Source organism: Sulfurihydrogenibium sp., assembly GCF_027448985.1.
Lineage (GTDB): Bacteria > Aquificota > Aquificia > Aquificales > Hydrogenothermaceae > Sulfurihydrogenibium.
The window spans coordinates 1-8,768 of record NZ_DAIDMN010000059.1 but is presented as its reverse complement, the minus strand read 5'-3'; the positions used below and the strand labels follow the sequence as shown (position 1 = coordinate 8,768).

Below are 8,768 nucleotides of genomic sequence, written 5' to 3'. Positions count from 1 at the left end.
TACTACAAGTCTATACAAAAATCTAATGAATTTCATTCTTTTTATGAGTTCTTGCAGTTTCTCTTCAGCTTTTTCTTCTGAGTAATAAATTCCTAAAACAGCCGGTAAAAGTGGTTGTGGAAGATATGTTGAAAAAAACGAAAAAAAAGAAAAAAAGTTAACCTTTCTTTAATAAATTCTTAACAGTAAAACTCTAAAATTTCCTAAAAATCTTTAAGAGGTGTAACTATGTATGTGTTAAATAAAATAAAGGATATAAAAAGTCTTCCAATTAAGGCTTATAAGTACAGAATAAAAAATTTTAGGAAAAAAATTACAGTAAATATAGAAACGAACTCTTACATCGTAAAGACAGCTGAAAGTACTTCTGAACTTTTAGATTTACTAAAACTAAGATTTGAAGTTTTTTTGGAAGGTAAGAAAAAACTTATTCCTGTTGATTTTGATGAGTATGACCTTTTGGCGGACCATCTGATGATTGTTGATAAAAAATCCGGAAAACCTGTTGGAACGTACAGGCTTATCTCGTCAACATTTTCCAAAAAATTTTATTCAGAAAGTGAGTTTTACATTGAAAATATAAAAAAGTTAAACGTTAATCTTTTAGAGATGGGAAGAGCAGCAATAAAAAAAGAGCATAGAAACGGTATAACCATAGCTCTTTTATGGAAAGGTATATCAGAGTATGTAAAACAGACAGAATCTAAATATCTTTTTGGTTGTTCAAGTGTTTATATTACAGACCCTTTAGAGGTATCTTACCTTTATTTGTATTTAAGGAAGAACTACTTTAACGAGAAATTTTTCTGTGATGTTAAACCTGAGTACAAAGTGCCTAATCTTGATAGATATATAGATTTTTTAATTAAGTCAAAAGCTGATACAGAAAGTGCTTCTGAGTTTTTTACCATCTCTTTTAAAGAGTTATCTTAACGCAGGTGCTTTTGTGTGTAGTCATCCGGCTTTAGATAAAGATTTTAACTGTGTTGACTTTATAACAGTTTTAGATACTGACAATATAAATAAATCTATAGAGAGAAAGTATAAAAAGAATGAAATTCATTAGATTTTTGTATAGACTTGTAGTATTTATCGGTCTTACATTAGCATTTTTAATAAGTTCAACGTTGATTGATATTTTTGTGAAAAACAACAAGGAGAAAGTTTTAAAATTCATAAAAAACAGTAATTTTTTCAGAGATTTAGCTTTAAAACTTTTTGGTATAAAAGTTTATATTGAAAATTTCAACATAAATCCGGATGAAAACTACATCATAGCACCAAATCATCTATCGTACCTTGATATTTTGGTTTTGAAAAATGACAACAAAAATCTTTTTATATCCACTTACGAAGTAAAAAATACCTTTTTATTTGGACATTTTGCTAAGTATGGAGGAAGTGTTTTTATAGATAGGAAATCAAAAAATGGTCTAAAAAGTGAAATAGAGTTGATAAAAAAGTACATAAGTGATGGTTTTAATGTTGTTATATTTTTAGAAGGTACAACTTCAAATGGAGATGGAGTTTTACCTTTAAAATCTTCTTTTGTAGAAGTAGCATTCCAAACGGAAGCTAAAATAGTTCCTGTATGTATCAAGTATATATCTGTTAACGGTGAACCTATCAATAAAAAAAATAGAGATTTGGTTTTTTACTACGGAGATATGGAATTATTCAAACACGTCTTAAAATTCCTGTATGCAGTAAAAACTTTAGAAGTAAGTGTTAAATTTTTAAATCCTGTTAACACTTTGGACTTTAAAGATAGAAAAGAGCTTTCAAAATATTTACATTCCGAGATTTCCACATGTTACTTAAACTAAATGTGTCCATTCATGATATAACAAAATCAAATGTGGAGATGGTTGACGATTTACTGGAATTTTTGAACAACTTCAATGTTGAAAAAATTACATTTTTATTGATACCTTACTACCATGAAAAAGAGAGTTTATTTGAAATAAAAGATTGGCTTTTGAATAACGTAAAAGATAACGAGGTTGTACTTCACGGATACACCCACAAATCTGGAAAACTGAAAAACTTCAAGGACTTTCTTACAAACAACGAAGCTGAGTTTGAGTATTATACAGATATTGAAGATAGAATATTAAAAGGTTTGAAAATTCTTGGGGATTTAGGTTACCATCCGGAAGGTTTTATACCACCTGGTTGGCTTATGAGAAAGCAAGATTTTACCATTTTAAAAAAATATAACTTTAAATTTACCACAGACAGAAGATATATTTATAATCTACAGACAGATAAAAAAATATTTTCTCCGGTTTTATCTTTTGGAGGAAGAGGTTTTTTTGAAAGACTATCTATTTTTGCTTTTGATAAACAGGTAAAAATGATGAAGGCTTTAAAAATACCTATTTTTAGAATGGCTCTTCATCCTGTAGACGCTACAAACAAAGAAAAACTCTACCTTCTTACCCAGTTTTTTAAACAAGATGAGTACGATTTTATTTCATTGAAAGATGCTTCTAATTTTATAAAAATTTAACCAATTTTTCATAATAACTTAAACATTATTTCCTAAAATTTTATCGTAGTAAAATTGGAGGCTATCAAAATGATAAAAGTGGATTTACATCTTCACTCTGAAGCATCAAACAAACCAGGAGGTTATTTATCTCAAAAACTAAAAATAAGTGAGAGCTATGTAAAACCAATAAAGCTATATAACATTTTAAAAGAAAGAGGAATGACCTTAGTAACCATAACAGACCACGATACGATAGATGGCTGTCTTGATATAGCACACCTTCCGGATACTTTTATATCTGAGGAAATAACAACTTACTTTCCTGAAGATAGATGTAAAGTTCATGTAATAGCAATAGATATAAATGAAAAGCAACATAATGATATACAACATCTAAGGGGAAACATATACGAGCTTGTTGATTATCTTCAAAAAAACAACATAACCCATATACTGGCACATCCTTTGTACGATATGGACGGAAAGCTAAAAAAAGAACATATAGAAAAGTTTGTTTTACTATTTGACAACTGGGAGATACTAAACGGTACAAGGTCAAGAACATCATCTTTCATAACAGAAAAAATAGCAAAATCCTTTACAAAAGAAAAGTTAGAAACGTTAGCAAATAAATACAACATATACAAAAGGAGGAGGGACTTTATAGGATTTACCGGAGGTTCTGATGACCACGGAGGAATAGATATAGGAACAGGATATACCATCGCAGAAGGTAAAACCCTTGAAGACCTAAAAAAAGCTATAAACGAAGGAAAAACTTATTACGATGGAGAGTACGGAAATCCTAAAAAACTAACACATATGGTAATGAATATAGGAAAAGAAGGTATAAAAAGAAACTACAATATAGGAAATCTCGGATATCTATTAGACAACCTTTTTGAACCAAAACAGCAAACTTCATCTATACTAGACCAGATACTCGGTAGAAACTCTGTTAATATATTTATAGAAAATGTTATAAAGTTTAGGAATCAGTTATCTAATAATCATCATGAGAATATTTTCAACTTCTTTTCCAACCTTCTTCCTTACACAATAAACCAGATGAAAAACCAAAAAACATTTGATTTTGACAAAATAAGTATGTACTTAGGGAAAGCTATGATTTTCTCTTCTGTGTATTTAGCATACATTTCTGTGTACAAACAAAGAGCAGATGAAAAAAACATTTCTTTAAGATTTCATAAAGAGTTTTTTGGAAACGGTCATTCAGAAGGAAAAGTAGCCTACTTAACAGATACCTTTTTTGAGATTAACGGTGTATCTCGAACAACTCAGAAGTTATTTAAGCTTGTTCAAGAGGAAAATTACAATATGCAATTTTTAATATCTCACCAAAAGAAAATAGAAAGTGATTACCTAAAAATCTTTGAACCTGTTTTCACCTTTGCTCTTCCTGAGTACGAAGATATTCCAATAAATATACCAAACTTCTTAGAAGTTTTAGACTACATAGAAAGTGAAAACTTTGATGTAATTTACAGTGCAACACCCGGAATTATGGGAGTTTATGGACTGATAATATCTAAAATTCTTGGAATTCCTTTTGTAACAGCTTATCACACAGATTTTCCAGAGTACGTTTATAGGTACACAAATGACCATGTGATAACAGAAGTCGTAAAAAATTTGATAAAACTCTTTTACAATTCAGCTGATAGAGTGTTGGTTCCATCAAATGAATTTTTTAAGAGGTTAAGTGAAAACTCTGTTAATCCGGATAAGTTAGTCGTATTCAAAAGAGGAGTAAATCAAGAAAAGTTTAATCCATCTTACAGAGACAGAAAAATCTGGAAAAATTACTTTAGAGAGTACAATGGAGAGTTTGTAGTTTTATACGTAGGAAGAGTCTCTAAAGAGAAAGACTTAGATGTGTTTATACAAGTGTATGAAAAGATGAAAAACAACAGTAAAGTAAAATTTGCCATCGTAGGAGATGGTCCTTATAGAAAGGAGTTAGAAAGTACATATGGAGATAAAATAGCCTTTACCGGTTTTTTAGAAGGAGAAGCTTTAGCAAAAGCTTACGCATCCGCTGACTTTTTCCTTTTTCCAAGTACAACTGAAACATTTGGAAATGTAGTTTTAGAAGCTATGGCAAGTGGTCTTATACCGTTGGTTTCAGATAAAGGTGCAGCAAAAGAAAACATAGTAAAAGATATAACCGGATTTGTCGTAGAAAACAACAACCCTGATGAATACAGGATTTTAATTGAAAGGCTGATACAGAACGAATCTCTTAGAAATAACATTAAGAAAAACATACAACAGTACATCAAAAATTTTGATGAGAAAGAACTTTTATATCAAATGTTAGAAACTTTATCACTTGGACTTTTATCAAAACAAAAACAGGAGGTAGTTGTATGAAATCAAGGAAAAGCTATTATCCAACAGATCCTACACCATCGTTAAAAGCAAAGGACAACGATTGGTGGATAGCTACCGATATTCAAAAGGAAGTTATAAAACAGACTAAAAAGTATGTAAGTTTAATAATCATAGGAAAGTTTGCAAAAAAGTACAACCTTTTTCAAAAAACACCTTACGGTTTTAAAGTTTACCATAAAAACTTAGTCAATATAATAACAAAAAGTTTGACTAAATGAAGATTTTAGATGTAACACATTTTTACAGTAGAAGGGGAGGGGGGATTAAAACTTACATAGATAATAAGATAGATTACTTTTCTAGATTTGATGACATACACCACACACTCTTAATTCCAGATGAAGAAGACAGAGTATTTTTTAAGAAGAAAACAAAAGTTATAACTATAAAATCTCCACAGCTACTGTTTTCCAAAAACTACAGGTTAATTATAAACCCTTTAAAGTTAGCAAAGATAATAGAAGAAGAAAATCCGGATGTAGTTGAGATAGGTTCACCTTTTTTAATACCATCTGTAGTAAAGTACATTCAAGAAAAAAAAGGATTTAAAATAGTTGGTTTTTTTCATTCAGATTTAGAAAAAGTATCCGATAATGTAATAAAAAAGGGAAATCTTATCAAACCACTGGTTAAAAAGTACGTACATAAAACTTACAACGATATGGATTGTGTTATAGCACCTTCCAACTATATACAAAATTATCTAAAAAAAATAGGTGTTTCTAAGGTAGAAGTTGTATATCATGGTATAGATGTTGGAAGATTTACAAATTCTCAGATAGATAGAAGTTTAAGAAATTTTTACGGAATTCCGGAAAATAAAATTGTTTTGATTTACGCAGGCAGATTTTCTCCTGATAAAAACTTTTCAGAACTACTTAGAATTTTCAAAACCTTGAACTATTTAAAGCCTAATGTGTACCATCTTCTGCTTGTTGGTGATGGAAACTTAAAAGAAGAGATTTATGACACCTTAGACTCAGATTACACTGTACTGGATTATATAAATGATAAAGATGAGTTAATTCGGATTTACAAGGTATCCGACATCTTTGTATCTGCATCAAAAAGTGATACCTTTGGAATATCGTTGATAGAAGCTCAAGCTTGTGGACTTCCAGTGGTAGCCTACTCAGAAAACTCTTTTCCAGAAATAGTGTACTACAAAAATTTCTTAGCCAAAGATTCCCTTGATTTCGCATACAAAATAATAACACTATCCCAAAATCTTCCATATATTGATAGAGAAAAAATGATATCTTTCGTAAAGGATAACTTTGATTTAAATATTACTATGAGTAAACTGATAAAAGTTTACGAAAAAGTTTTATCTATTTAACATCTTTAAAACTCTGTCTAAAATAAACCTTGCTTTATTTCTTACAAGAACATACTTATGTTCAGATAATTTTCTTAAAACAGGTACAACGGACATGGTCCCTATCTTACCTAATGTTTCTACAATTTCAAGAAGGACAAATGGGTCTTGTTCCTTATCTGCCATTATATCTAAATAAGGTACAGCTTCTTCAAGTTTTTTTAGTCCTATTGTGTAAACTACATTTTTACGCCATTCTTTTACCGGATGCTCTAAACTAAGTAAAAGTTTATACTCGTAATCCATGTTGTGAAACTCACTTAAATCAAAACCACAGTTTGGACAGAATTTATCATCTTTTCCTATTACAGACCAACAAGCTGGACAAAAGTATATTATAGAACCTTCATGGTTTTTTAAAGTTTTTAAACTATCATCTGCTGATATATAGTTAAATATATCAATTGTTTGAAGATTTTCCGGAAGTTTAACTACTTGGTACAACTCATAGTACATACCTTTTTCAAAATTATCACTCTTTAAATTAAAGCCTCCATCAAAAATAGCAAACCCTACATCCGATGGATTTATACTTTGTATATAGTACATTTCTCCTTTGCTAAGAAAATCTTCTAAATGGTCCAAACCTTGTACTGTGGTTATGTATCTTAATTTTGCAAGGTAAAAAACTAAAAGTTCCTCAGGAACTGAATAGGTGTTTATATTACATGGATAGTCTTTTAATTCTTTTACCACATCTAAAATTACAGTTGGTGTTAAATGATTGTATTTTTTTCCTGCAACTACATCACCAAGATACATAAAAATAAAACTTTTTTCAAACGTAACCCGGTTTTCTATTTTTAAAAATCCTGTCAGTGACATATTTTGTAATTTACGGAAAAGTTCATACAAGTTCATATTTATTGATTCTAAATTTACCCAAACAGGTTCTTGTTGATAGTACAGTACGTTAGGCTCATCTTCAAGATAAAAGTAGTGAATAAGAAAGTTTTTGTTCGTTTTATACACACTAAAAATATCAAAGTCTCCGTCATAATCTCTTTCTAACTTTCCATCTATGATAGGATACTCTTTTACATCACCGAAAGATTTCAACTCCAACACACCGTTAAATCTATGGAATTTCAAGACTTCTAAGACTTTTTCAAGATTTGTTAACTCTCTGTGAACTTCGTAATATACAGCTATCTCTTTGCTTTTCCATGTTTTCATTTTAAAACCTCTCTTAGGATACTTTGTAATGTTTCTTTAACTCCTATATCGTTTTTGGCAGCTGCTTCTATAACTGGAAATTTGCCAAAGATTTTTTTTGCTTCCTCTATTTTTTCACGAGGAGAAATGTCTATTTTGTTTATCTGAACTATTATAGGTTTTTTTGACTCGTAAATCTCCTTAAAAGCCTCTACATTGTACTTTATATTTACGGTAGGGTCATATACAAATACAAAACCATCTGCATTGTTTATTATCCATGGTCTTAAAATAGCAAACCTTTCTTGACCTGGTGTAGACATAATTCTTACTTTTAACTTTATATCAAGATTCTTTATGTTTATTCCTAATAGTAATGTGTCTAAAAAAACAGTTCTGTTTTCCAATGTTTGAGTATGAAACCTGTCTATAACGTAGTTTTGAAATAGATTTTTTAGACTATCTAAATTAGTAGTTTTCCCTGCCATCCCAACACCGTGATAAACTATTAAAACCTCTTTCATGATTAAAACTCCAACATATCAAATTTTATGTTCAGATTTTCAGATTTATTGTTTCTAATTTTTTCAAAGATAGGCTCTAAATTTGATAAAGCTTTATCTGTAAAAAGTTTTACGGAACCAAGAGGGACTTTTCTATCGAATATAGAAGCTATAAAAAATTTATGTTGGCTTATTTTAATGTAAATTGATTTGTTGATACCTTCCGTAAAGAAGTTGTTTTTCTCATGGATTATGTGGTTAAGCTGGTCTAACGCTCCTAAAACACCTGCACATACAACAGAAAATCTTGAAGCTTCTTTTTCATCTTTTATATCCGGAGATACAAAAGCTAATAATCTTCCTCCTTCATCTCCAACAAGTGCCAAATCTATGTAAGTACTCAAAACAAGTTTTTCTAGCACTTTTTCTATCTCTAAAATATCATTTTTATCTGCTTTATAACTTATAAGGTCCATACTTCCTCCTTAACTTTACTTGTTAAGATACATAAGCTTTCTATATAGTTTTCTTTTTGTTTTGCATTCTTTTTAGCTAAAGCTATGTATTCATCTAAAAAGTTAGAGTTTATCTCTCCTCCCGGAATTTGAACTATCGCTCCTGAGACAGACAAAAATTTGAATTCTTTTATGTTACCTTCTCTATCTTTTGAAACTATAAAACCTCTTTCTCTGTCTTCTTTGTCGTACAATGATATAACATCATGGTTAAATTTTTTAATCACATTGAAAACTTTTTTGTAAAAATCTATAAAATCTATATTTTTTGCACCAACAAAAAAATCATCTCCACCGATATGTCCTAT

At 29.8% G+C, this 8,768-nt stretch carries 9 protein-coding genes and 1 pseudogene; 6 read left to right on the top strand and 4 right to left on the bottom strand.

What is annotated here, in order from left to right; genetic code table 11:
• Nucleotides 1-228: 228 nt before the first annotated feature.
• The 6 genes from NE054_RS05855 to NE054_RS05830 all read left to right on the top strand — a co-directional run bounded on the left by NE054_RS05855 (nt 229) and on the right by NE054_RS05830 (nt 6,248).
• Nucleotides 229-933, top strand: a complete 705-nt coding sequence (locus NE054_RS05855; RefSeq protein WP_297889737.1) for a GNAT family N-acetyltransferase — start codon at nt 229-231, stop codon at nt 931-933.
• A gap of 119 nt (nt 934-1,052) precedes the next feature.
• Nucleotides 1,053-1,826, top strand: a complete 774-nt coding sequence (locus NE054_RS05850) for a lysophospholipid acyltransferase family protein (protein ID WP_297889735.1) — start codon at nt 1,053-1,055, stop codon at nt 1,824-1,826.
• Nucleotides 1,811-2,512 (top strand): polysaccharide deacetylase family protein, encoded by a 702-nt coding sequence (locus NE054_RS05845; protein ID WP_297889732.1) that lies wholly within the window; start codon nt 1,811-1,813, stop codon nt 2,510-2,512. Before NE054_RS05850 ends, NE054_RS05845 begins: the two co-directional genes overlap by 16 nt.
• 69 nt (nt 2,513-2,581) lie before the next feature.
• Nucleotides 2,582-4,888, top strand: coding sequence for a glycosyltransferase (locus tag NE054_RS05840; RefSeq protein WP_297889731.1), 2,307 nt, complete (start codon nt 2,582-2,584; stop codon nt 4,886-4,888).
• On the top strand, nt 4,885-5,127 hold the full coding sequence (locus NE054_RS05835; protein ID WP_297889729.1) for a hypothetical protein: 243 nt from the start codon (nt 4,885-4,887) through the stop codon (nt 5,125-5,127). Before NE054_RS05840 ends, NE054_RS05835 begins: the two co-directional genes overlap by 4 nt.
• Nucleotides 5,124-6,248 (top strand): glycosyltransferase, encoded by a 1,125-nt coding sequence (locus NE054_RS05830; RefSeq protein ID WP_297889727.1) that lies wholly within the window; start codon nt 5,124-5,126, stop codon nt 6,246-6,248. Before NE054_RS05835 ends, NE054_RS05830 begins: the two co-directional genes overlap by 4 nt.
• On the opposite strand, the gene NE054_RS05825 is transcribed toward NE054_RS05830, so the two are convergent.
• The 4 genes and pseudogenes from NE054_RS05825 to NE054_RS05810 all read right to left on the bottom strand — a co-directional run.
• A complete protein-coding gene (locus tag NE054_RS05825) occupies nt 6,237-7,463 on the bottom strand; it encodes a HEAT repeat domain-containing protein (protein WP_297889724.1) in 1,227 nt (408 codons plus the stop codon). The genes NE054_RS05830 and NE054_RS05825 overlap by 12 nt on opposite strands.
• Nucleotides 7,460-7,966 (bottom strand): GTPase domain-containing protein, encoded by a 507-nt coding sequence (locus NE054_RS05820; protein ID WP_297889721.1) that lies wholly within the window; start codon nt 7,964-7,966, stop codon nt 7,460-7,462. Before NE054_RS05820 ends, NE054_RS05825 begins: the two co-directional genes overlap by 4 nt.
• Nucleotides 7,967-7,968: 2 nt before the next feature.
• A complete protein-coding gene (locus NE054_RS05815) occupies nt 7,969-8,421 on the bottom strand; it encodes a hypothetical protein (protein ID WP_297889718.1) in 453 nt (150 codons plus the stop codon).
• Nucleotides 8,409-8,768: pseudogene (locus tag NE054_RS05810) on the bottom strand (hypothetical protein); the annotation flags it as partial. The pseudogene NE054_RS05810 and the gene NE054_RS05815, both read right to left, overlap by 13 nt.